The 20,948-nt window shown below is 72.6% G+C and carries 21 protein-coding genes, 1 tRNA gene and 1 riboswitch; of the genes, 11 read left to right on the forward strand and 11 right to left on the reverse strand.

Features of this window, described 5'->3' with window-relative positions:
• Window positions 1–30: 30 nt before the first annotated feature.
• Window positions 31–104: transfer RNA gene (locus IH48_RS0104485), tRNA-Met, on the forward strand.
• 92 nt (window positions 105–196) lie between these two features.
• Here the strand turns inward: IH48_RS0104485 and IH48_RS0104490 are convergent.
• The 6 genes from IH48_RS0104490 to IH48_RS0104515 form a co-directional block, all read right to left on the reverse strand.
• Window positions 197–616: a Fur family transcriptional regulator gene (locus tag IH48_RS0104490; RefSeq protein ID WP_030899390.1), complete on the reverse strand. Its 420-nt coding sequence runs from the start codon at window positions 614–616 to the stop codon at window positions 197–199.
• Window positions 617–859: 243 nt separating this feature from the next.
• A complete protein-coding gene (hisN, locus tag IH48_RS0104495) occupies window positions 860–1,657 on the reverse strand; it encodes a histidinol-phosphatase (protein WP_030899393.1) in 798 nt (265 codons plus the stop codon).
• Between the two features lie 41 nt (window positions 1,658–1,698).
• Complete coding sequence (locus tag IH48_RS0104500; RefSeq protein WP_030899395.1) at window positions 1,699–2,022, reverse strand: DMT family transporter; 324 nt, start codon at window positions 2,020–2,022, stop codon at window positions 1,699–1,701.
• A 144-nt stretch (window positions 2,023–2,166) separates the two neighbouring features.
• Entirely contained in the window at window positions 2,167–3,174 is a 1,008-nt protein-coding gene (gene rsgA, locus IH48_RS0104505) for a ribosome small subunit-dependent GTPase A (RefSeq protein ID WP_030899398.1), read from the reverse strand.
• A 4-nt stretch (window positions 3,175–3,178) separates the two neighbouring features.
• Window positions 3,179–4,624: a 3-phosphoshikimate 1-carboxyvinyltransferase gene (aroA, locus tag IH48_RS0104510; RefSeq protein ID WP_078849480.1), complete on the reverse strand. Its 1,446-nt coding sequence runs from the start codon at window positions 4,622–4,624 to the stop codon at window positions 3,179–3,181.
• Window positions 4,625–4,701: 77 nt separating this feature from the next.
• Entirely contained in the window at window positions 4,702–5,400 is a 699-nt protein-coding gene (locus IH48_RS0104515; protein ID WP_030899403.1) for a M50 family metallopeptidase, read from the reverse strand.
• Window positions 5,401–5,594: 194 nt separating this feature from the next.
• On the opposite strand from IH48_RS0104515, the gene IH48_RS0104520 reads away from it, so the two are divergent.
• The 8 genes from IH48_RS0104520 to def all read left to right on the forward strand — a co-directional run bounded on the left by IH48_RS0104520 (window position 5,595) and on the right by def (window position 13,149).
• Complete coding sequence (locus IH48_RS0104520) at window positions 5,595–6,422, forward strand: SOS response-associated peptidase (protein WP_030899406.1); 828 nt, start codon at window positions 5,595–5,597, stop codon at window positions 6,420–6,422.
• A gap of 36 nt (window positions 6,423–6,458) precedes the next feature.
• A complete protein-coding gene (locus IH48_RS0104525) occupies window positions 6,459–7,157 on the forward strand; it encodes an alpha/beta family hydrolase (RefSeq protein WP_051839159.1) in 699 nt (232 codons plus the stop codon).
• Window positions 7,158–7,386: 229 nt separating this feature from the next.
• Window positions 7,387–8,058, forward strand: coding sequence for a sigma-70 family RNA polymerase sigma factor (locus IH48_RS0104530; RefSeq protein ID WP_030899410.1), 672 nt, complete (start codon window positions 7,387–7,389; stop codon window positions 8,056–8,058).
• Complete coding sequence (gene rsrA / locus IH48_RS0104535; protein WP_030899413.1) at window positions 8,055–8,372, forward strand: mycothiol system anti-sigma-R factor; 318 nt, start codon at window positions 8,055–8,057, stop codon at window positions 8,370–8,372. Before IH48_RS0104530 ends, rsrA begins: the two co-directional genes overlap by 4 nt.
• Before the next feature lie 212 nt (window positions 8,373–8,584).
• The gene (locus tag IH48_RS0104540; protein WP_051839161.1) at window positions 8,585–9,994 is read left to right on the forward strand and encodes an HD-GYP domain-containing protein; all 1,410 of its coding nucleotides are present in this window, start codon (window positions 8,585–8,587) and stop codon (window positions 9,992–9,994) included.
• Between the two features lie 32 nt (window positions 9,995–10,026).
• Window positions 10,027–11,259 (forward strand): HD-GYP domain-containing protein, encoded by a 1,233-nt coding sequence (locus IH48_RS0104545; RefSeq protein WP_420705444.1) that lies wholly within the window; start codon window positions 10,027–10,029, stop codon window positions 11,257–11,259.
• A 98-nt stretch (window positions 11,260–11,357) separates the two neighbouring features.
• Window positions 11,358–12,362, forward strand: a complete 1,005-nt coding sequence (locus IH48_RS0104550) for a tetratricopeptide repeat protein (RefSeq protein ID WP_030899420.1) — start codon at window positions 11,358–11,360, stop codon at window positions 12,360–12,362.
• A gap of 133 nt (window positions 12,363–12,495) precedes the next feature.
• Entirely contained in the window at window positions 12,496–13,149 is a 654-nt protein-coding gene (gene def, locus IH48_RS0104555; protein WP_030899422.1) for a peptide deformylase, read from the forward strand.
• Window positions 13,150–13,171: 22 nt separating this feature from the next.
• On the opposite strand, the gene IH48_RS0104560 is transcribed toward def, so the two are convergent.
• Together IH48_RS0104560 and IH48_RS0104565 are read right to left on the reverse strand one after the other, a co-directional pair.
• Window positions 13,172–14,227, reverse strand: a complete 1,056-nt coding sequence (locus IH48_RS0104560; RefSeq protein ID WP_078849482.1) for a ribonucleotide-diphosphate reductase subunit beta — start codon at window positions 14,225–14,227, stop codon at window positions 13,172–13,174.
• On the reverse strand, window positions 14,218–16,620 hold the full coding sequence (locus IH48_RS0104565; protein WP_030899426.1) for a ribonucleoside-diphosphate reductase subunit alpha: 2,403 nt from the start codon (window positions 16,618–16,620) through the stop codon (window positions 14,218–14,220). The genes IH48_RS0104560 and IH48_RS0104565 overlap by 10 nt, the downstream gene beginning before the upstream one ends.
• Window positions 16,621–16,775: 155 nt before the next feature.
• A riboswitch (cobalamin riboswitch) is annotated at window positions 16,776–16,853 on the reverse strand.
• A gap of 135 nt (window positions 16,854–16,988) precedes the next feature.
• Between IH48_RS0104565 and IH48_RS0104570 the strand changes: the two genes are divergently transcribed.
• Complete coding sequence (locus tag IH48_RS0104570; RefSeq protein WP_030899429.1) at window positions 16,989–17,573, forward strand: Uma2 family endonuclease; 585 nt, start codon at window positions 16,989–16,991, stop codon at window positions 17,571–17,573.
• Window positions 17,574–17,649: 76 nt separating this feature from the next.
• A complete protein-coding gene (locus IH48_RS0104575) occupies window positions 17,650–18,465 on the forward strand; it encodes an aminoglycoside phosphotransferase family protein (RefSeq protein WP_234434134.1) in 816 nt (271 codons plus the stop codon).
• Here IH48_RS0104575 and IH48_RS0104580 read toward each other — a convergent pair.
• From IH48_RS0104580 to IH48_RS0104590, 3 genes are all read right to left on the reverse strand, one after another.
• Window positions 18,447–18,938, reverse strand: coding sequence for a GNAT family N-acetyltransferase (locus IH48_RS0104580; protein ID WP_030899432.1), 492 nt, complete (start codon window positions 18,936–18,938; stop codon window positions 18,447–18,449). The genes IH48_RS0104575 and IH48_RS0104580 overlap by 19 nt on opposite strands.
• A 93-nt stretch (window positions 18,939–19,031) precedes the next feature.
• Window positions 19,032–20,651, reverse strand: coding sequence for a monocarboxylate uptake permease MctP (mctP, locus tag IH48_RS0104585; protein WP_030899434.1), 1,620 nt, complete (start codon window positions 20,649–20,651; stop codon window positions 19,032–19,034).
• Window positions 20,648–20,944 carry a DUF3311 domain-containing protein gene (locus IH48_RS0104590; protein ID WP_030899436.1) on the reverse strand — a complete coding sequence of 99 codons (297 nt, stop codon included), beginning with the start codon at window positions 20,942–20,944 and terminating at the stop codon, window positions 20,648–20,650. Before IH48_RS0104590 ends, mctP begins: the two co-directional genes overlap by 4 nt.
• Window positions 20,945–20,948 lie beyond the last annotated feature (4 nt).

The raw sequence follows: 20,948 nt of genomic DNA on the forward strand, positions 1-20,948 counted from the left end.
GCGGCGGTGACGTAATGTCGTGTTCACCGACGCGGGGTGGAGCAGCTCGGTAGCTCGCTGGGCTCATAACCCAGAGGTCGCAGGTTCAAATCCTGTCCCCGCTACTGCGAGTCCTGAAGGCCCGTATCTCCTTGGAGATACGGGCCTTCAGGCTGTGTGGGGTGTCTTCTGTGCGGGGCGTCCTCGGAAACGCGCGTCAGGCGCCGGCCGCGCAGTCCGGGCACAGCCCGCGGTACGTGACCTCGACGTCCGAGACGGTGAAGCCGAAGCGCTCGTCCGCGGGGAGCTGGCTCAGCGGGTCGCCCGAGGTGTGCACGTCGCGGATGGTGCCGCAGCGGGCGCAGACCAGGTGCTGGTGGGGGCGGTGCGCGTTGGGGTCGTACCGCTTGGCCCTGCGGTCGGTGGTCACCTCGACCACCTCGCCGAGTGAGACCATCTCGCCGAGCGTGTTGTAGACCGTCGCCCGGGAGATCTCGGGCAGCCGGCCTGCCGCGCGTGCGTGCACCTCGTCGGCCGTCAGGTGCACATGCTCGCCGTCGAGGACCTCGGCCACCACGCGGCGCTGCGCCGTCATGCGCCAGCCGCGCTCGCGCAGTCGTTCCAACAGGTCACTCATGGGCTCAGCCTAACAGTGGGGTGCGGGAATCCCGAGATCAGTACGGACTTGGACGCACACTTGACTTGGACAGTGTCCATTGTACGATCGGCTCAGGTGACTTCGGCGAGCGGCCGGAGGCCGCGGTCCAGGCCCTCCGCGACCGGCCCCGCTCACCGGACGCGGAGGAGGCCGGACCCCAAGGGGCCCGGCCTCCTCGTGTACGCGCTCAGCGCGCCACGGCCGTGCGTTGCCGCGCGCTCCCTACCGCTCGCCCAGGTAGCCGAGCAGCGTGTCGTGCAGGACGCCGTTCGACGCCGCCGCGTCACCCCCGTACGGCCCGTCGGTGCCGTCGAGCCCGGTGAACCGCCCGCCCGCCTCCTGGACGACGATCGAGGGCGCTGCCATGTCCCACAGCGACAGCTCGGGCTCCGCGCACATGTCGACGGAGCCCTCCGCGACCATCATGTACTGCCAGAAGTCGCCGTACCCCCGCGTGCGCCAGCACGCCCTCGTCAGGTCGAGGAAGCCGTCCAGGCGGCCCCGCGCCTCCCAGCCGCTGAGCGACGAGTGGGCGAACGACGCGTCGCCGAGCGCGGACACCCGCGACACCCGCAGCGGCGTCGCGGCCGACAGGCTGCGCCCGGTGAACGCGCCACCGCCGCGCTCGGCCCACCAGCGGCGGCCGAGCGCGGGCGCCGACACGACCCCGACGACCGGCTCGTAGCCGCCCTCGCCCGCGACCGTCAGCGCGATCAGCGTCGCCCACACCGGCACGCCGCGCACGTAGTTCTTGGTGCCGTCGATCGGGTCGACGACCCAGCGGCGCGGCCCCGTGCCCGCCACGCCGAACTCCTCGCCGAGTACCGCGTCTCTGGGACGGGCGCGCTGGAGACTGCCCCGGATCAGCTCCTCGGCGGTCTTGTCCGCCTCGCTCACCGGCGTCATGTCCGGTTTCGTCTCGACCTTGAGGTCGAGTGCCTTGAACCGGTCCATCGTCGCGGCGTCGGCGACATCGGCCAGCACATGGGCCAGGCGCAGATCATCGTGGTAGTCGGACATGGCCGTCACAGTACCGGGGGCGGCCGTGCGGGCCGTCCGCGTCAGTGCGCGGAGCCCGACAACTGCAGGCCGATCACGCCGAGGATGACGAGCGTGATGGACACGAGCTTGAGCGTCGAGACGAGATCGCCGAGGAAGACCATGCCGTAGACCGTGGTCCCCGCCGCGCCGATGCCCGTCCACACCGCGTACGCGGGGCCGACGTCCAGCTTGCGCAGCGACAGTGTCAGCAGGCCGAAGCTGCCGAGCGCGAAGCTCGCGAACGCGATCGTCGGCCACAGCCGGGTGAAGCCGTGCGACAGCTTCAGGCAGACGGCGAACCCCGTCTCCAGCAGCCCGGCGACCACGACCAGCAGCCACGCCATCGTCGTAAGCCTCCCGGATCCGTGACCGCTTCGTCTCGCTCGTGCGATTATGCACTTACCAGTGCCGGACAGGTGCAAACTTTTCCGCCGCTGCCGCCTCGCGGCGCTCCCGCCGCCCGGCGGGGCGGGAGGCCGGTGCCTCGCTCAGTCGCCCTCGTGGCGTTCCCTGACCTCCAGCAGCCTGCGCAGCGAGTAGAGCCTCGCCGCGTCCGCGTGCCCGTCCGCCACCCACGCGTCGAGCGCGCAGTCCGGCTCGTCGTGGCTGCACGCGCGCGGGCAGTCCTCCGTGCCGTCCACCAGGTCGGGGAAGGCGAGGATCACCCGGGACGGGTCGACGTGCGCGAGACCGAACGACCTGATGCCCGGCGTGTCGACGACCCAGCCGGCCGCGCCCGCGAGCGGCAGCGCGAGCGCCGAGACCGTGGTGTGCCTGCCGCGCCCGGTGACGGCGTTCACGCCACCCGTCACCCGATGCCGCTCCTTCGCGACGAGCGCGTTGACGAGCGTCGTCTTCCCGACGCCCGAGTGGCCGACGAACGCGGTCGTACGGTCTTCGAGGTGGGCACGCACTCGCTCGGCGCCGCCGTCCGCCAGCTCGTCGCGCCGGGTGACCACGTACCGCAGGCCGAGCGGCCGGTAGGTCTCGAGCAGCGGCTCCGCGGGCGCGAGGTCCGACTTCGTCAGGACGAGCAGCGGTTCGAGCCCCCCGTCGTACGCGGCCACCAGCGCGCGGTCGATGAGCCTGGGGCGCGGCTCCGGGTCCGCGAGCGCCGTCACGATGGCCAGCTGGTCGGCGTTGGCGACGATCACGCGCTCGTAGGGGTCGTCGTCGTCCGCGGTGCGCCGCAGTACCGACGTGCGCGGCTCGATCCGCACGATCCGCGCGAGCGTGTCCTTCCTGCCCGACAGGTCCCCGACGAGGCCGACCCTGTCGCCCACGACGGCCGCCTTGCGGCCCAGCTCGCGCGCCTTCATCGCCACCACGGTCCGGTCCTCGACGAGGCAGGTCAGGCGGCCGCGGTCGACGGTGAGCACCATGCCCTCCGCCGCGTCCTCGTGCTTCGGCCTGATGTGCGTGCGCGGCCTGCTGCCCCTGGGGTTCGGGCGGCTGCGGATGTCGTCCTCGTCGGGGTTCTTGCCGTAGCGGCGCATCGCGTCAGGCTCCCGCGCCCGCTCCGGGTCCTGAGCCGTCGGCGGTGCCCGCGTCCGAGCCCGCGTCGGGGCCCGCGTCGGGGCCCGCCAGCATCCCGGTCCACATCCGGGGGAAGTCGGGCAGCGTCTTCGCCGTCGTGCCCACGTTCTCGATCCCGATGCCGGGGACGACCAGGCCGAGCACCGCGCCCGCGGTGGCCATGCGGTGGTCGTCGTACGTGTGGAACACGCCGCCGTGCAGCGGGCGCGGCCGGATCACCAGGCCGTCGGCGGTCTCCGTGACGTCGCCGCCCAGCTCGTTGATCTCCTTCGTCAGCGCCGCCAGCCGGTCCGTCTCGTGCAGCCGCAGGTGGGCCACGCCGCGCAGGGTGGACGGCGAGTCCGCCAGCGCGGCCACCGCCGCGATGCCGGGCGTCAGCTCGCCGACCTCGCTCAGGTCGGCGTCGATGCCGTGGACGCGGCCGCTGCCCGCGAAGGTGAGGGCCGTGCCGTCGGGCGTGGAGACGATGCCGCACGATCCGCCCATCCGGGTGAACAGCGAGCGCAGGGCGTCGCCCGGCTGCGTGGTGCGCGTCGGCCAGTCGGGGATCGTCACCCGGCCGCCCGTGACGAGCGCCGCCGCGAGGAACGGCTGCGCGTTGGACAGGTCGGGCTCCACGGTCAGGTCGCGGCCGAGCACCGCACCGCTCGTGACCCGCCACACGTTCCGCTCGCCGCCGGTCTCCGGCTCGTCGACCTGCGCGCCGACGGCGCGCAGCATGTCGACCGTCATCCGGATGTGCGGCATCGAGGGCAGCACGGGGCCCACGTGCCGCACCTCCACGCCCTGGTTGTAGCGGGGCGCGGACAGCAGCAGGGACGAGACGAACTGCGAGGACGCCGACGCGTCGATCTCCACCCGCCCGCCGTCGAGCGCGCCGCCGCCGTGCACCGTCAGCGGCAGGCAGCCGCGGTTCTCGTCGTCGATGCGGGCGCCCAGCGTGCGCAGCGCCTCGATGACGACGCCGAGCGGGCGCTCGTACGATCGCGGGTCGCCGTCGAAGTGGACCGGTCCGTCGGCGAGCGCGGCGACCGGCGGCAGGAACCGCATCACGGTGCCCGCGTTGCCCACACCGATCTCGGCGGGTCCGTGCAGGCCCGCCGGGATGATCCGCCACGCCTCGCCCGTGGTCGCCGCCTGCCCGCTGTCGCCCATGCCGCGCGACGTCTGCGACGACGAGGGGATGGTCTCCTCGATCCCCACACCCATGGCCCGCAGCGCGTCCGCCATCAGCAGCGTGTCCCTCGAGCGCAGCGGCCTGCGCAGCCAGCCGGGCTCGGCGGCGAGGGCCGCGAGCACCAGGGCCCGGTTGGTGACCGACTTCGATCCGGGCACGGTGACCGTCGCTTCGACGGCTCCCGTGGCATGCGGGGCGGGCCAGAGGGCGGACTGCACGGAACTCTCGGTCATGGCCCTCACTTTAATGGCTGGACCGCCACACGGATTCCTGTCAAAAGCGCCGAAACGGGTGCGGCGCCGAACGATGCCTACACGCCCAGCAGCCAGCGGCCGCCGCCGATCAGGCAGCACAGCGACACCGCGTGGAAGAGGAAGAACCAGAGTCCCGCGCCGACGCCCGTCAGCCTGGCGAGCTGATCGGCGTCCGAATCGCCCGCGCCGCCCCTGCGCCGCTTGGACTGCAGCTCGAACGCGGGCCGCACGCCGCCGAGCAGCAGGAACCACACCACCGTGTAGGAGAAGGCGGCCTGCACCTGGGGCGAGGTCAGCCAGGACACCAGCACGAACGCCGCGCCCGCCACGAGCACGGTCAGCACCCCGTACGCGTTGCGGATCATCACGAGCATCGCGACCAGCAGCACCGTCGCCGACCACAGCAGCAGCGTGATGTGGTGCGCGGCCAGCAGCCAGGCGCCGCCGAGCCCCAGCAGCGGCGGCGCGGTATAGCCGGCGGCGGCGGTGAGGACCATGCCGAGGCCGGTCGGCTTGCCGCGGCTCACCGTCAGGCCCGACGTGTCCGAGTGCAGCCTTATCCCCTGCAGCGTGCGCCCCATGGCCAGCGCCACCAGGCCGTGGCCGCCCTCGTGGGCGATCGTCACCGCGTTGCGCGTGACGCGCCACACCCCGTGCGGCACCGCGCAGGCCAGTGCCAGCAGGCCTGTCACGATCACCAGCCAGGCGTCGGGACCCGGCTGCGTGCCGAATATGCGGTCCCACAGGTCGTCCATCGTGCGCTCCTGTCAGGGGCGGGCATTGCGTGGAGCTGGCAGTGTGCCAAAGTCCGCTGAGAGAGACCCCGGCCGGGCCCGTGCGGCGCTTGCGGGCCTTGGACGATCGCAGCGGCGAGCACTTAGGGTTGTCCGTCCGGGGCGCAGGGCCGCGGCTTGTGGGGACGGGGACGCCGGAGGGGTGGCTGAAGGGCATGTGCGGCCGGTACGCGGCGAGCAGGCGGCCCGAGGACCTCAAGGGGGTCTTCGGCATCGAGCGGTGGGACCCGGAGGAGGCCCTGGCCCCCGACTGGAACGTGGCGCCCACCAAAGAGGTGTACGCGGTCCTCGACCGCGTGCCGAAGGAGGACCCCGCCGCCGGGCCCGTGCGCCAGCTGCGGACGCTGAAGTGGGGACTCGTGCCGTCGTGGTCGAAGACCCCTGAGGGCGGCGCCCGCATGATCAACGCGCGTGCGGAGACCGTCCACGAGAAGTCCTCGTACCGCAGGCCGTTCGCCGCCCGCCGGTGCATCCTGCCCGCCGACGGCTACTACGAGTGGGTGACGGGAGCGGACGAGCGGCGGCTCGAGGAGAAGGGGCGCGGCAAGCGGCCGCGCAAGCAGCCGTACTTCGTCACGCCCTCGGACGGCTCGGTCATGGCACTCGCAGGGCTCTACGAGTTCTGGCGCGACAAGACGCTCCCCGACGACCACCCGCGCGCCTGGTGGGTGACGTGCACCGTGATCACCACGGAGGCCGAGACGGCGCCGTTCGCCGGCGCGGGTGCCGGTGCCGACGGGCAGGGCCCGCGGTCGCTGTCCGACATCCACCCGAGGATGCCGCTGATGCTCACTCCCGACCGGTGGGACGCGTGGCTCGACCCGGCGCGCACGGACGTCGACGCACTGCGCCCGCTACTGGAGCCGCCGCCCGCCGGGCTGCTGCGGGCCTACCCCGTGGCGACCGCGGTCTCCGACGTGCGCAACAACGGGCCCGAACTGGTGACGGAGCTCGATGCCCCGGAGGAGTCCACCCTCTTCTGACGCCTGCGACGCGCGCGTGCGAGGCACCATGGCCGCATGAGCAGCCGCACCGCCACAGACATCGAAAGCGTCGACACCCCAGCGGGGCCCGCGCACATCACCTGGCACCGCGCGGCGAAACCCCGCCTCGTCCTGGCGCTCGGCCACGGCGCGGGCGGCGGAATCGGGGCCCGCGACCTGGCCGCGCTCGCCGCCGCGCTGCCTCCCCAGGGCTTCACGGTCGCCCTGGTGGAGCAGCCGTGGCGGGTCGCGGGCAAGAAGGTGGCCCCCGCGCCGAAGACCCTGGACACCGCGTGGCGGGCGCTGTGGCCCGCACTGGCGGAGCCGGGGCTGCCCCTCGTCGCAGGCGGCCGCAGCGCGGGCGCGCGCGTCGCCTGCCGCACGGGGCGCGAGCTCGGCGCCGTCGCGGTGCTCGCCCTCGGCTTCCCGCTGCACCCGCCGGGCAGGCCGGAGAAGTCACGAGCGGACGAACTCCTGCTGACGGGGGTGCCCACCCTGGTGGTCCAGGGCGGGGCCGATCCCTTCGGCAAGCCCGCCGAGTACCCGGACGGCGACTTCGACCTGGTGGAGATCGCCCACGCCGACCACGCGTTCGCGGTGCCCAAGCGCGCGCCTCTCGGCCAGGACGACGCGCTGGAGACCCTGACCGAGGCCGTGGCGACCTGGCTGGGACGCATCGGGAATGCCCGCGGCACGGCTTCTGTTCATCAAAGCACCGGCGGTCCCAGCCGGTGAGTCGAGCAGGAAGAGGGAGTCCCGTCTCATGGGTTCTACCATGTGCCCGCGCCGCTCAGGCCCCGTACGCCCCGGCGGCGACGGCCTGGAATGGACGGTGATGTCCGCGGGCAGGAGCACCGCCGCCGCGGCCGCCTCCGCGGCGGACGCGAAGGCCTCGGACCCCCGTGGTCGACTATTCTCCGATGCGAGTGGGGCCGGGTTCGGCTCCGCGACCGCATTGGAGGAGGTGGGTCCGGTCACTGGGACTGAATCAGGGACGGCTGGGACGGACGACGGACGCATCGAAGAGACCGCTGCAGAACGCAGCGCCCGTTTCGAGCGTGACGCCTTGGGCTACCTCGACCAGATGTACTCGGCCGCCCTGCGCATGACGCGCAACCCGGCGGACGCCGAGGACCTCGTGCAGGAGACGTACGCCAAGGCGTACGGGTCGTTCCACCAGTTCCGCGAGGGCACGAACCTCAAGGCCTGGATGTACCGCATCCTCACGAACACGTTCATCAACTCGTACCGCAAGAAGCAGCGCGAACCCCAGCGCAGCGCCGCCGAGGAGATCGAGGACTGGCAGCTGGCGCGCGCCGAGTCGCACTCGTCCACCGGCCTGCGCTCGGCCGAGGCCGAGGCGCTCGACAGGCTGCCCGACTCCGACGTGAAGACCGCCCTCCAGGCGATCCCCGAGGAATTCCGCATCGCGGTGTACCTCGCCGATGTCGAGGGGTTTGCCTACAAGGAGATCGCGGACATCATGGGGACACCCATCGGCACGGTGATGTCCCGGCTGCACCGCGGCCGCCGTCAGCTGCGCGGCATGCTGGAGGACTACGCACGTGACCGCGGGCTGGTCCCGGCGGGTGCCGCCGGTAAGTCGTCCGACAACGGGAAAGGCGCGGGCTCATGAGCTGCGGAGAGCCGCATGAGACGGATTGCGCCGAGGTACTCGACCACCTCTACGAGTTCCTCGACCACGAGATGCCCGACAGCCAGGGGCACAAGTTCGAGGAGCACTTCGAGGAGTGCTCTCCGTGCCTGGAGAAGTACGGGCTCGAGCAGGCCGTGAAGAAGCTCGTGAAGCGCTGCTGCGGCCACGACGACGTGCCGAGCGACCTGCGGGACAAGGTCATGGGACGGATCGACCTCATCAGGTCGGGCCAGAAACCGCCCACCGACGACCTGTCCGCAGGCGCGCAAGGCCCCCGCGCCGCCGCCGAATAGCACAACGAGGCACCCGAACGGCCGCTCGGGTGCCTCGCGGCGCGGTTATCACCCGAAGGTGCTAATCGGCCGCGTTCGCGGGCGGCCGCCCGCCCCGCTCACTAGCCTGGCGCGTTGTCCGGGCTTACCCACGTGGCCCCACCCACCTCGGCTCGCCGGCGTGCGGTACGGCCCGGAACCGGGGTTCGGGCGACGAGGGGGCGGGGGACGCCGTGAAGGCCATTCCGTGCGCGGCGCGCGCGTACATCCTGGGCACGGCGCTCCTCGCGGGCGCCTGCTTCGCACCGGTCGCGTACACGGCCGGCACTCCCTGGCATGCGGTCGTGCCGCTCGCCGCCCTCTACGCGCTGTGCGAGTCGCCGGCGCTGATCCGCCGGCGCCGGCCGCGCGCCGCCTCGCGCCCGGCCGACGACGCCGCGCCGATCGCAGCCGGATCGTTCTTCCCCGTCCTGCTCGCGGCCGCCTTCCTGCTGCCGCCGGCGGCGGCCGCACTCGTCGCCGTGCCGGGAGCGCTGCTCGGCCACGTGGAACGGCGGCCGTACGCGGCGCGCCGGGTGTGGCGCGCCGCCCAGCTCGCGCTGGCCGCCTGGGCTGCCGCACGCGCGCAGACCGCGTTCGGCGGCCCCGTCGCACTCGGTGGCGGCGGCTACGGGCTGACGACGCCCGACTTTCCCTACGTGCTGCTGCCGACGGCGGCCGCCGCCCTCGCCTTCTGCCTCGTGCTGGCCGCCCTCGACGGCGGCATCCTCGCCACCGCCGAGGGCGTGCCGCCGCGCGGCGCGTGGCGCGGCCTGTTACCGCGCTCGCTCGCGGCCCACGGCGTGCACGCGCTCGCCGGGCTGATGATGGCGGTGCTGTGGCGCAGCCCCTACGGGCCGCTGTCGTCGCTGTTCGTGCTGCTGCCCATGTACATCTCCTGCTGGGTCTTCGCGCAGTACCACCGCGAGCGCGCCGCCCACCAGGCCACGATCAGGGCGCTCGTGCAGGCCGTCGACATCAAGGACAAGTACACGCGGGGCCACAGTGAACGGGTCGGCCGCGCCTCCGCGATGATCGCGGCGGAGCTCGGCATGGACCGCGACCGCCTGGAGGTGCTCCGCTTCGCGGGCATCCTGCACGATGTCGGGAAGCTGGGCGTGCCCACGCGCGTACTGCGCAAGGACGGCCCGCTCACCCCGCAGGAGCGGCGCGTGATCGAGCTGCACCCCGAGTACGGGCACGAGATCGTGCGCGGCATCGCCTTCCTCGGCGAGGCGCGCTCCGCGATCCTGCACCACCACGAGCGCATGGACGGCAGCGGCTACCCCTACGGGCTCGCAGGCGACGAGATCCCCGAGTTCGCGAGGGTGGTGGCCGTGGCGGACGCCTTCGACGCGATGACGTCGACGCGCTCCTACCGCAGGGCGCGGCCCGTTCAGGCGGCCCTCGCGGAGCTGCGGCGGTGCGCGGGCACCCAGTTCGACCCGGAGATCGTCGGGGCGATGGTGCGGGCACTCGCGCGGCACGGCTGGGAGACGACCGTCACGGCCGACGAGGGCGGCGGCGGGCGCGCCGTGCTGGGCGCGCCGCGCCCGTCGGCGCCCGCCTCCGCGAGCGCGGGCCGCCGCGGCGGCACCCCGTGAGGGCCGGGCACGCGGCTGTGCACGGGCGAGCTGTGCGCGGGCACGCCGCCGCGCGCGTGCGCCCGCCGTCGTCGTCGCCGGTGCGGATCGCCGCCGGGGCGCTCGTGCTGGCCGGGCTCGCCGGGACGCTGTGGCGCGGCGTCACCGACCCGCGCAACGCGCTCGCCTTCGGGATCTTCATCGCCGTGGGCGAGCTGGCCCGCTGGGGCGCCGGGCCACGCGAGCGCGAACCCGCGCCGCTCGGCGCCGCCGGGGCGCTCGCCTACGCGCTGCTCGGCGAGAGCGCGGGGCGCGACACCGGGCACGGGGTCCTCCAGACCGTCGCGGTGACGTTCGCCGCCGCGCTCGCCGGCGGTGCCCCGCACGGTCCCTCGCCCGACCACCTGGCGCGGCGGGTGCTCACGGTCGCGTTCGCCGCCGCCTGCTTCCAGCCCTGGCACGCGGTCGGCGGCTCGTACTACGTGGCGCTGCTCCTGCTGCTGCTCGTGCTCACCGCGCTGTGCGACGCGGTGCTCTGCGCCGTCCTGCGGCGCTCGCGTTCCACCGACCCGTTCGGGCCACTGCTGCGTGAGGAACTGCGCGCCCTGCCCGGCATCGGCTCCGCCGTCTGCGCCACGGGCGTCGTCATAGCGCTCGGCGTCGCCGTCGCCGGGCTCTGGGCACTGCCGGTGTTCTGCGTGCCGCTGCTGCTCACCCAGCTCTCCTTCCGCCGCTACGCTGCCGTACGCACCACCTACCGGCAGACCATCGCCTCGCTCGCGCGCGCCACCGAGATAGCCGGCTACACGCGCCACGGCCACGCACGCAGGGTCGCGGAGCTCAGCCGCGCCGTCGGCCGCGACCTCGGCCTGTCCGGGCGCGAGCTGACCGTCCTCGAATACGCGGCCCTCATGCACGACATCGGCCAGCTGTCGCTCGTCGACCCCGTCCCGGAGGGATCGACCGCCGCGCTGCCCGAGGCGCAGCAGCGCCGCATCGCGCTGCTCGGCGGCGCCGTCGCCCGGCAGACCGGCGTGCCCGCGGCGGTGGCCGTTGTCGTCGAGCGGCAGGCGGATCCGTACCGTGACCAGCCGCTGCCCGCGCGGATCGTCCGCGCCGTCAACGCGTACGACGACCTCGCAGGTGACAACGGGTGCGCGGGCGGGCCACTGGGTGCCCTGGAACGGCTGAGGCTGGGCACGGCCCGTGACTACCACCCCGACGTGGTGGAATCCCTCGCACGCGTCCTCGCGCGCGGCGGTCTGACCCCGGCCCCCGCTGGGTAGCCCGTGAGTAGAGAGCACGCATCCGGCATGGTTGGATGCCAGGAAGAGGTGTCCTGGGGCGCTGCCCCGAGTGACCGGCAGGCGGGAATCGTGAGGACGTGAGGATCTTCGGGAAGGTACGGCATCGGCCCTCCGCCTCGTGGCGGCAGGCCACCGACCGCGCGTTCACGCTGATCGGTGACGGCCGCTACGACGACGCGGGAGCACTGCTGACCCGTGCCGCCGACATGGAGCCGTGGCTGTCGGAGTCCTGGTTCAACCTGGCGCTGCTGCACAAGTTCCGGCACGACTGGGAGCAGGCCCGCGCCGCGGGGCTGCGGGCCGTGGCCCTCCTGGACAAGGAGACCGGCGCTCCCGACTGGTGGAACGTCGGCATCGCCGCCACCGCCTTGCAGGACTGGCCGCTCGCGCGCCGCGCCTGGCAGGCCTACGGGCTGCGCGTGCCCGGCAGCCCGCACACCGCGGAGGCCGCCGAGGAGCCGGAGGGCATGGACCTCGGCAGCGCGGCCGTCAGGCTCTCGCCCGAGGGCGAGGCCGAGGTCGTCTGGGGCCGCAGGCTCGACCCGGCACGCATCGAGGTGCTGTCCATCCCGCTGCCGTCGTCGGGGCGGCGCTGGGGCGAGGTCGTCCTGCACGACGGGGTGCCCAACGGCGAACGCACCACGGAGGGCGCGGCACACGGCGCGCCCCACGTGTACCCCGTGTTCGACGAGATCGAGCTGTGGGCGCCGTCGCCCGTGCCGACGTGGGTGGTGCTGCTCGAAGCCGCCACCGAGGAGGACAGGAACGCGCTCGAACAGCTCGCCTCCGACGCCGGGTTCGCCGCCGAGGACTGGTCGTCGTCGGTGCGGCTGCTGTGCCGCACCTGCTCCGAGAGCCGGATGCCGAGCGCCGAGGGCGAGGGCGAGCACCTGGACCCGCACGACCACAGCGAGCCCGGCCACCCGGGCCCGCTCGGCCACCGTACGTCGGGCGAGCTGTGGACGCCGGAGCGCGAGTGCGGCATCGCGGCGCCGCAGGGCCTGGTGCGCGGCCTGCTGGACGGCTGGGTCGCGGACAACCCGGACAGCCGCGAGTGGCGCGACCTCGAAGAGGTGTGCTGACCCCTCTGTGGTCTCTCAGCGTGCCCACGCCACCTTTGTGTGCCCGTAGGCTGTACGCGCACATCGCGCGCCGCTCAGCCGGCCGGCGCGGTGGAGGCAAGCGGCAACGGTACCCAGGAAGGCGACTGCGGACATGGCGCAGCAGGAGACGGACCAGCGGATCGGCGAGGGTGTCCTCGCGACGGACCAGGACGGGTTCGTCGTGGACACGGCGGACGCCGAGGCGCGGGAGACGGCACACCGCGAGCGCGGCACGTCCCGCCCCATCACCGTCGTCGGCAACCCCGTCCTCCACAAGGAGTGCCGCACGGTCACCGAGTTCGACGGCGCGCTCGCGAGCCTGATCGACGACATGTTCGCGAGCCAGCGCACCGCCGAGGGCGTCGGCCTCGCCGCCAACCAGATCGGCGTCGACCTGAAGGTCTTCGTCTACGACTGCCAGGACGACGAGGGCGCGCGCCACGTCGGCGCGGTCTGCAACCCCGTCCTCGTCGAGCTGCCGCCCGAACTGCGCCACCTCGACGACTCCAACGAGGGCTGCCTCTCCGTGCCGACGGCCTACGCGCCGCTCGCACGCCCCGACTACGCCGAGGTGCGCGGCCAGGACGCCCACGGCAACGACATCAAGCTCCGCGGCACCGGCTACTTCGCGCGCTGCCTCCAGCACGAGACGGACCACCTGTACGGCTACCTCTACGTCGACCGGCTCTCCAAGCGCGACCGCAAGGACGCGCTGAAGCAGATGGCCGAGGGCACCCCGCGCTACGAGACGGTCCCCAACGCCTGAGCCGCCTCAGCCGCCTGAGCCGTCAGAACTCCTCGTCGAAGCCGACCGTCCCCTCCACCGCCACCTGGTAGGCGGAGGGGCGCCGCTCGAAGAAGTTCGTCAGCTCCTGGACGCCCTGGAGCTCCAGGTACGAGAACGGGTTGCGCGAGCCGTACACCGGGGCGAAGCCCAGGCGGCGCAGGCGCTCGTCCGCCACGCACTGCAGGTACTCGCGCATGGAGGCCGTGTTCATGCCGGGCAGCCCGTCCCCGCACAGGTCCTGGGCGAACAGCAGCTCGGCCTCCACCGCCTCCTTGATCATCTCCGTGACCTGCCCCTCAAGGGCTCCGTCGAACAGTTCGGGCTCCTCCTCGCGGACGGTGTCGACGACGTCGAAGGCGAAGCCCATGTGCATCGTCTCGTCACGGAAGACCCAGTTGGTGCCGGTCGCCAGGCCGTGCAGCAGCCCGCGCGAGCGGAACCAGTAGACGTAGGCGAACGCGCCGTAGAAGAACAGCCCCTCGATGCAGGCGGCGAAGCAGATCAGGTTGAGCAGGAAGCGGCGCCTGTCGGCCGCCGTCTCCAGCCGGTCGAGCTGCTCCACGGAGTCCATCCAGCGGAAGCAGAACGCGGCCTTCTCCCGGATGGACGGGATGTTCTCGACGGCCGCGAACGCGGCGGCACGGTCGCCCGGATCGGGCAGGTAGGTGTCCAGCAGCGTCAGGTAGAACTGGACGTGCACGGCCTCCTCGAACAGCTGCCGTGACAGGTAGAGCCGCGCCTCGGGCGAGTTGATGTGCTTGTAGAGCGTCAGCACGAGGTTGTTCGCGACGATCGAGTCGCCGGTCGCGAAGAACGCGACGAGGCGGCCGATCATGTGCTGCTCGGCGGGCGAGAGCTTCGCCAGGTCGGCGACGTCGGAGTGCAGGTCCACCTCCTCCACGGTCCAGGTGTTCCTGATCGCGTCGCGGTAGCGGTCGTAGAAGCCGGGGTAGCGCATCGGCCGCAGGGTCAGCTCGAACCCGGGGTCGAGCAGGCGGCCGGCGGACGTGGTGGTGGAGGTGGGGATCGCGGTGTCGGCGGGGGAGTTCACTGGCATGCCTCGCATGAGTCGGGGTTCTCCAGGGAGCAGGCGACGGCGTCCTGCTGCCGTGGTAGGGACAGGGTGTGGTCGGTCGGGTGCGCGGCGGCGCGTGCGATCCGCGTGGCGGGGCGCGAGCGCAGGTAGTACGTGGTCTTGAGCCCCTGCCGCCAGGCGTACGCGTACATCGAGCTGAGCTTGCCGATGGTCGGCGTCTCCAGGAACAGGTTCAGCGACTGGGACTGGTCGAGATAGGGGGTGCGGGCGGCAGCCAGGTCGATCAGCGCGCGCTGCGGCAGCTCCCACGCCGTGCGGTACAGGGTGCGCAGCTCGGCGGGGACGTGTTCGAGCGCGGCGACCGAGCCGCCCGCGTCCCGCAGCGCCTCCCTGGTCCGCTCGTCCCACAGCCCGAGCCGTTTGAGGTCGGCCACCAGATACGGGTTGACCTGGAGGAACTCGCCGGACAGCGTCTCGCGCTTGAAGAGGTTCGAGACCTGGGGCTCGACGCACTCGTACGCGCCCGCGATGGACGCGATGGTCGCGGTCGGCGCGATCGCGAGGAGCAGCGCGTTGCGCATGCCGGTCACGGCGACCCTGGCGCGCAGCGCCGCCCACCGGTCGGGCCAGTGGTGCGCGGTGTCGTAATGGTCTGGGTGCAGCACGCCCCGCGCGGCGCGCGTCTCGCGCCAGGCCGGCAGCGGCCCGTCCTGCGCGGCGAGGTCGCAGGACGTCTCGTACGCGGTGAGCATGATCCGCTCGGAGATCCGGGTCGACAGCTCGCGCGCGGCCGCCGAGTCGAACGGCAGCCGCAGCGCGAAGAGCACGTCTTGCAGGCCCATCACGCCGAGGGCGACGGGCCGCCATCGGGAGTTGGACCGCCCGGCCTCCTGCGTCGGGTAGAAGTTGCGGTCCACGACCCGGTCGAGGAAGCGCACGGCGACGCGGACGGCGGCGTCGAGGCGCTCCCAGTCGAGCGCGGCGTCCACGCCTGCGTAGGCGTTCACGCCGGCGTACCCGGACGGCGCTCCCTCGACGAACGCGGCCAGGTTGACAGACCCGAGGTTGCACACGGCGGTCTCGGAGTCGTCCGTGACCTCCAGGATCTCGGTGCACAGGTTCGAGGAGTGGATCACGCGGCCGGGCTCCGCCGTCTGGTTGGCCGTCCGGTTCGCGGTGTCCTTGAACGTCATCCAGCCGTTGCCGGTCTGCGCGAGGGTGCGCATCATCCGCCCGTACAGCTCCCGCGCGGGCAGCGACGACCGCGCCAGTCCGGCACGCTCGGCCGCCCGGTACGCGGTGTCGAAGGCGTCGCCCCACAGGTCCACGAGGTCCGGCACGTCGGAGGGCGAGAACAGCGACCAGTCCTCGTCGGCGGCGACCCGGCGCATGAACTCGTCGGGGATCCAGTGCGCCAGGTTGAGGTTGTGGGTGCGCCGCGCGTCCTCGCCCGTGCTGTCGCGCAGTTCCAGGAACTCCTCGATGTCCGCGTGCCAGGTCTCCAGGTAGACGGCCGCGGCGCCCTTGCGGCGGCCGCCCTGGTTGACGGCGGCGACGGAGGCGTCCAGCGTCCGCAGGAACGGCACGATGCCGTTCGACAGGCCGTTCGTGCCGCGGATCAGCGAGCCACGGGCGCGTACACGCGAGAACGGCAGCCCGATGCCGCCCGAGTGCTTCGAGAGCCGGGCGACCTGGTGGTAGCGCTCGTAGATCGAGTCGAGTTCGTCGGCGGGGGAGTCGAGCAGGTAGCAGGACGACATCTGCGGGTGGCGGGTGCCGGAGTTGAAGAGCGTGGGAGAGGACGGCAGGTACTCGCGCCGGGACATCAGCCGGTAGAGGGCCGCGACCTCGTCGAACGACGCGTCGGAGGTGTCCTTGGCGAGCCCTGAGGCCACCCGCAGCAGGAAGTGCTGCGGCGTCTCGATCACCTGACGGGTCGTCGGGTGGCGCAGCACGTAGCGGGTGTGGACGGTGCGCAGGCCGAAGTACTCGAAGCCGTCGTCGGCCGCGGGATCGACGAGCGCGTCGAGCGCTGCGCGGTGCGCGGCGACGAACGCGGCAGTGCGGTCGCAGATCAGGCCCTCGCGGTGGCCGGCCTCGATGGACGCGGAGAAGGAGACGGCGCCCTGCCCGGCGGCCTCCTCCGCGATGGCGCGGGCCAGCAGCCGCGCCGCGAGGCGCCCGTACGCCGGGTCCTCGGAGATCAGGCCGGCCGCGGCCTCCGCCGCGAGGCCGCGCAGCTCGTCCGCGTCGGCGCGGGCACTCGCCCCGCGCAGGGCGGCCGCGGCCACCCGCCGGGGGTCGGCGTCGGGCAGGTCGGCGGTGAGGGCCGCGAGGGTTCGCGACAACTCGGCGGCGGGCTCGGTCGCTGGGTATTCGGCTACGTCTTCCGCTTCCGCGGGTGCGATGGTCACGCCGGCGGCTCTCCCTCGCTCGGCGGGTCCGCGCGAGCGGGCACGGCGACGAGGGCCCGCGCCCGGGCAGGGCACGGCGCCGCGTCCACCGGCCCGATCCACGGGACCCGGACGTCCTGGCAACCCCGGCACGCCGCCGGGGCCGGCTGCCGTCAGGTACTCGGACTGTGCGGGCGCGCCGGAGCGCGCCGCGACACCGTTGCGGGACAGTTCCGGACTCACACCGGATTCCCCTGCGGCGGCAGCGGCATGAGCATACATCTGGGGGAGGTTCGCGCAACTGCCACTAGATGTTGTGTCTGGCGGCGTTTTTCGTCTCGGCTGTCGGTCCGCTGGGATATCGTTCTGAGGACGAGGAGGTGGTCCGAATGACGGCCATCCACAGCGAGCCACGCACTTTCACCGACACCTTCGACACGGCCACTGCGCAGCTGGCCCGCGCGACGCGGGACATCCGGCTGGAACTCATTGACGGACAAGTACGGAGCAAGGTCGCGCCGGACGGCGATCACGGACGCATCATCCAGTGGCTCACGCGCATCTGCATGCAGCACGAACCGGATCTCTGGCTCCATCCGGACCAAGGCCTCAAGGTTCAGGAGTACCGCAAGGGTCGCGTCCGCCCCGACGGGTGCCTGGCCCCCATGGACGCCTTCGTGGGCCAGGGGGAATGGGCGGGGCCCGGCGACGTCCTGATGGCCGTGGAGGTCACGTCGTACGACCGGGACACTGACGCCCGCGACCGCGTCGAGAAGCCGCGTGCCTACGCCGAGACCGGCATCCCGGTGTACCTCCTCGTCGACCGGGACACCCACGAGGTGCTCGTCCACAGCGAGCCGGACGGCACCCGCTACGAGTCCGTGCGGATCGTGCCGTTCGGCAAGGACGTGACGCTGCCCGACCCCGTCGGCATCACGCTCGACACCGAGCCGCTGAAGGAGTGGGTGCGCTGACGTCCCCGGACGCCGTGCCGCGCGTGCGGGCCTCGACGCGGCACTCGCCGTCGAAGGACTGCTGAGCGCCACCGGCGTGCGGCTCGTCGTGGAGGGCCCCTGCAGGGGCGGGCAGGTCGGGGCCGCGTACGTGCGGTGGGAGGACGGCCGCAGGTCCGTGCTGTCGTGGCGTCCCGGCACCGCGCTCGACGCGATGCGCGCCGGGCCGCTCGCCGTGAGCGAGACGCTGCGGTCCGGCGGGTCCCCCTGCCCCGCCGTGGAGCTGAGCGCCCAGGTCGGGCCCGACGTCGTGCTGGTGCAGGAGCTGCTGCCCGGTGGCCCCGTGGGGATGTTCGGCCATGCCGCCCTCGATCGGGCCCTGGCCTGGAGCGAGGCCATGGCGGGACGCCTCGCGGGCCGCGCTGACATCCCACCCGTTCTTCTCCACCTCCGAGGCGACGGGCCCGGCTTCTGCCTGCACGGGCCTCTGCGGCGCCACGGGCCGCGGGGCACAGCGCTGGAGCGTCGGATCCGTGCCGTCGCGCCCGGCCCCGAATCCCAATGGGACGCCGTGCACTTCGACTTCCACCCGGGCAACATGCTCGCCGCGCCCGGCGGCCCACCCACCGGCGTCATCGACTGGGACGGTGCGGGGCGCGGGGACCGCCGCCTCGACCTCGTCACCCTGCGGTTCGGCCTCGAAGAGCACGACACCGAGCCCGGCGTCGTCGAGCGGCTCGACGCCCTGCTCGACGAGATCGAGCCGGACGTCCTGCGCCCCCTCTGGGCGCACATGAGCCTGCGTATGGCGGACTGGGCCATCCGGCACTTCGCGCCCGGCGACGTCGACCGGTGGCTGGATCTCGCCGAGACCCGGCTCGGGCCGGCCGGGTCTCAGAACGTCAGCGCGTAGACCAGCAGGTCCACGCCCGGCACCGGCGACCAGTCGCGCGACGCGTCCCTGCGGAAGCCGAGGCGCTCGTACAGGCGGTGCGCCGCGGCCATGGTCTGCTGCGTGGAGAGCGCGACGCCCCCGTGGCCCTGCTCGCGCGCCCGCGCCAGGCACGCGCGGACGAGTGCCTCGCCGACCCCGCGCCCGCGCGCGTCCGGCTCGACGGCCAGCATGCGGAACTCCGCCTCCCCGGCGCGTGCCACCTCCGCGAAGAGCCCGCCCTCGCCCACGTACGCCACCGTGCCGAGCAGCGCGCCCTCGCCGTCCACGGCGGCCAGCACCCGCGCCTGCCGCGCCCGCGGGCCCACGTCGCGCAGCCGCTCCACATACGGATCGTCCGCCGCCAGCAGCCCGTCCCCGACGTAGGCCGCCGTCGTCAACTCGCCTATGCGCGCGTACTCGTCCGGCTCCGCCGGCCTGATGGTGAAGTCCATCCCCACAGTGTGCGCGACGGGTATGACAATGGGCCGCCGGCCCCTCTCGGGAGAGGGACCGGCGGCCCGCGGTGTGCCGCGTGTCCTGGCGTGTCAGTTGACCGGCGCCGGCGGGAGCTCCACCTCGACGTCCTTGTCGCCCGCGTCCGCCGTGTAGTCGGACGCCGTCGTCTCGTCCACGCCCTCCGGCGCCTTGAAGGCCCGGAAGACGAACGTCAGGACCACCGCGACCAGTACGTTCAGCACGAACGCCGTCATGCCGATGTAGCCGATCTGGCCGATGCCGGGGATCTCGGCCGACGAGCCGCCGAAGTGCTTCTGCGTCGGGCTCGCGACGCCGTACGCGGCCAGCGTGCCGTAGACCATGCCCGCGGCCCAGCCGACCAGCAGCGCCCAGCGGTGGAACCAGCGGGTGAACAGGCCGCTGACGATCGCCGGCATCGTCTGGAGGATCCAGATGCCGCCGAGCAGCTGGAAGTTGATCGCCACGGTCTTGTCCATGCCGAGCACGAAGATCAGGGCGCCGACCTTCACCAACAGCGACACCAGCTTGGCGACCTGGCTCTCCTGCTTGGGCGTCGCGTCGGGCTTGAAGAACTCCTTGTAGATGTTGCGCGTGAACAGGTTGGCGGCCGCGATCGACATGATCGCCGCCGGCACCAGCGCGCCGATGCCGATCGCCGCGAACGCCACGCCCGCGAACCAGCTCGGGAACATGTTCTCGAACAGCTGCGGGATGGCGAGCTGGCCGTTCGACACCTTCACTCCTGCCGCGATGGCCATGAAGCCGAGGATCGCCAGCAGGCCGAGCATCAGCGAGTACAGCGGCAGGATCGTCGTGTTGCGGCGGATCACCTCACGGCTGCGGCTGGAGAGCGTCGCCGTGATCGAGTGCGGGTACATGAACAGCGCGAGCGCGGAGCCGAGCGCCAGCGTCGCGTACCCCCACTGCCCGGTCGACCCTGGTACGAGCGCGCCCTTCGGCTTGTGCGTCGCCGTGTTGACCTGCGAGAACGCATGCGCGGCCTTCGAGAAGATGTCGTCGAAGCCGCCGAGCCTGAGCGGGATGTAGATGACCGCCACGATGATGACGATGTAGATCAGGCCGTCCTTGACGAAGGCGATCAGCGCCGGCGCGCGCAGCCCGGACACGTACGTGTACGCGGCGAGCACGACGAAGGCGATGAACAGCGGCAGGTCCTTGACGAACCAGTTGGTGTCGTCGCCGCCGCCGATGCCCATCACGTCGAGCACGGCCTGGATGCCGACGAGCTGGAGCGCGATGTACGGCATCGTCGCGAGGATGCCGGTGACGGCGACCGCGAGCGACAGACCCCTCGAACCGAACCGGCCGCGCACGAAGTCGGACGGCGTGACGTAGCCGTGCCGGTGCGAGACCGACCACAGGCGCGGCAGGAACGTGAAGATCAGCGGGTAGACGAGGATCGTGTAGGGGACGGCGAAGAAGCCGGCGGCGCCCGCCGCGTAGATCGCCGCGGGTACGGCCACGAACGTGTACGCCGTGTACAGGTCGCCGCCGAGCAGGAACCATGTCACCCACGTGCCGAAGGACCGCCCGCCGAGCCCCCACTCGTCGAGGCTGTCCTCGTTGGCCGCCTTGCGCCAGCGCGCCGCGAGGAAGCCCATCACGGTCACGGCGAGGAAGAAGAAGATGAAGACGCCGAGCGCGACGCCGTTGACACCGGTGTTCATCGCGTGCCACCCCCCTCACGCCCGGCACGCGCCGCGGCGCGCGAGCGCTGGTCGTGCTGCCAGAGCTTGTAGGCCACCACGGTCAGCACCGTGGTGATCAGCACCCACATCAGCTGGTACCAGTAGAAGAACGGGATCCCGATGAACGTCGGGTCGACCTTCGCGTACGAGCCGACCCACAACATCGCGACGAACGGTATCGCCAGGCAGACGCCGACGACCACGCGCAGCGGGGTGACGACCGGCGGTTTCCCGCCACCCGGGCTCTCGGGCCCCTCGGGAACATCGGGCATGGGT

The sequence above is a fragment of the Streptomyces sp. NRRL F-5126 genome, from assembly GCF_000721265.1.
GTDB lineage: Bacteria > Actinomycetota > Actinomycetes > Streptomycetales > Streptomycetaceae > Streptomyces.

Excerpts from the sequence above, each read along its gene's own strand:
- aroA (WP_078849480.1), bottom strand. The coding sequence starts at position 4,624 with ATGACCGAGAGTTCCGTGCAGTCCGCCCTCTGGCCCGCCCCGCATGCC.
- rsgA (WP_030899398.1), bottom strand. The coding sequence starts at position 3,174 with ATGCGCCGCTACGGCAAGAACCCCGACGAGGACGACATCCGCAGCCGC.
- IH48_RS0104515 (WP_030899403.1), bottom strand. The coding sequence starts at position 5,400 with ATGGACGACCTGTGGGACCGCATATTCGGCACGCAGCCGGGTCCCGAC.
- def (WP_030899422.1), top strand. The coding sequence starts at position 12,496 with ATGGCGCAGCAGGAGACGGACCAGCGGATCGGCGAGGGTGTCCTCGCG.
- IH48_RS0104525 (WP_051839159.1), top strand. The coding sequence starts at position 6,459 with ATGAGCAGCCGCACCGCCACAGACATCGAAAGCGTCGACACCCCAGCG.
- IH48_RS0104580 (WP_030899432.1), bottom strand. The coding sequence starts at position 18,938 with ATGGACTTCACCATCAGGCCGGCGGAGCCGGACGAGTACGCGCGCATA.
- IH48_RS0104500 (WP_030899395.1), bottom strand. The coding sequence starts at position 2,022 with ATGGCGTGGCTGCTGGTCGTGGTCGCCGGGCTGCTGGAGACGGGGTTC.
- IH48_RS0104520 (WP_030899406.1), top strand. The coding sequence starts at position 5,595 with ATGTGCGGCCGGTACGCGGCGAGCAGGCGGCCCGAGGACCTCAAGGGG.
- IH48_RS0104590 (WP_030899436.1), bottom strand. The coding sequence starts at position 20,944 with ATGCCCGATGTTCCCGAGGGGCCCGAGAGCCCGGGTGGCGGGAAACCG.
- mctP (WP_030899434.1), bottom strand. The coding sequence starts at position 20,651 with ATGAACACCGGTGTCAACGGCGTCGCGCTCGGCGTCTTCATCTTCTTC.
- IH48_RS0104560 (WP_078849482.1), bottom strand. The coding sequence starts at position 14,227 with ATGCCAGTGAACTCCCCCGCCGACACCGCGATCCCCACCTCCACCACC.
- IH48_RS0104490 (WP_030899390.1), bottom strand. The coding sequence starts at position 616 with ATGAGTGACCTGTTGGAACGACTGCGCGAGCGCGGCTGGCGCATGACG.
- IH48_RS0104570 (WP_030899429.1), top strand. The coding sequence starts at position 16,989 with ATGACGGCCATCCACAGCGAGCCACGCACTTTCACCGACACCTTCGAC.
- hisN (WP_030899393.1), bottom strand. The coding sequence starts at position 1,657 with ATGTCCGACTACCACGATGATCTGCGCCTGGCCCATGTGCTGGCCGAT.
- rsrA (WP_030899413.1), top strand. The coding sequence starts at position 8,055 with ATGAGCTGCGGAGAGCCGCATGAGACGGATTGCGCCGAGGTACTCGAC.